This is a genomic window from Bartonella japonica (assembly GCF_040545385.1).
Classification (GTDB): Bacteria; Pseudomonadota; Alphaproteobacteria; order Rhizobiales; family Rhizobiaceae; genus Bartonella; species Bartonella japonica.
In genome coordinates this window covers 1-1,208 of record NZ_JBEPLT010000055.1, presented here as the reverse complement: position 1 = coordinate 1,208, position 1,208 = coordinate 1, and the positions used below count along the sequence as shown (strand labels likewise).

Annotated in this window: 1 protein-coding gene; it reads right to left on the bottom strand. The window is 43.0% G+C overall.

What is annotated here, in order from left to right; genetic code table 11:
* Nucleotides 1-32 precede the first annotated feature (32 nt).
* On the bottom strand, nucleotides 33-1,208 hold the full coding sequence (gene tuf / locus ABID39_RS07855) for an elongation factor Tu (RefSeq protein ID WP_354187608.1): 1,176 nt from the start codon (nucleotides 1,206-1,208) through the stop codon (nucleotides 33-35).

The following is a 1,208-nucleotide window of genomic DNA, read 5'->3' as shown; positions in this document are numbered from 1 at the left end:
AAAACATCTTTAACAATAAAGATGTCTTTTATTTACTCAATGATCTTAGAAACGATACCGGCACCAACAGTACGACCACCTTCACGAATAGCAAAACGAAGCTTCTCTTCCATGGCAATCGGAACAATCAAAGAAACATCCATGGCAACATTATCACCTGGCATAACCATCTCCGTACCTTCCGGAAGTGTCACAATCCCTGTAACATCTGTTGTACGGAAATAAAATTGAGGACGATAATTCGTGAAAAACGGAGTATGACGACCACCTTCATCTTTCGTCAAAATATAAGCCTCTGCCTTAAATCGAGTATGAGGGGTAACTGAACCAGGCTTCGCCAAAACTTGACCACGCTCAATCCCTTCACGATCAACACCACGAAGAAGTGCTCCAATGTTATCACCGGCCTGTCCTTGATCCAAAAGCTTCCGGAACATTTCAACACCGGTAACTGTCGTCTTAGAGGTAGGACGAATACCAATAATCTCTATTTCCTCACCAACTTTAATAATACCACGCTCAACACGACCAGTAACAACTGTTCCACGTCCCGATATCGAAAAAACATCTTCAATCGGCATCAAAAATGGCTGATCAACAGGACGCTCTGGTGTCGGGATATAATTATCAACTTCACTCATCAATAGACGAACTGCATCTTCCCCAATGCTTTTATCTTTATCCTCAAGAGCAGCCAACGCTGAACCTTTAACAATTGGAATATCATCTCCAGGAAAATCATATTTCGACAAAAGCTCACGAACTTCAAGCTCAACAAGCTCCAAAAGCTCAGAATCATCAACCTGATCAACCTTATTGAGAAAAACAACAATCGCTGGAACACCAACCTGACGTGCTAAAAGAATGTGCTCACGCGTTTGAGGCATTGGACCATCCGCTGCAGAAACAACCAATATCGCTCCATCCATTTGCGCTGCACCTGTGATCATGTTCTTCACATAATCCGCGTGTCCTGGACAATCAACATGCGCATAATGGCGATTCTCTGTTTCATATTCAACATGCGCTGTAGATATAGTAATCCCACGTGCACGCTCCTCTGGTGCAGCATCAATTTGGTCATACGCTTTAAATTCACCAAAATACTTCGTAATCGCTGCCGTCAAGGAAGTTTTCCCATGGTCAACGTGACCAATCGTACCAATATTAACATGCGGCTTCGTACGTTCAAATTTGCTCTTTGCCAT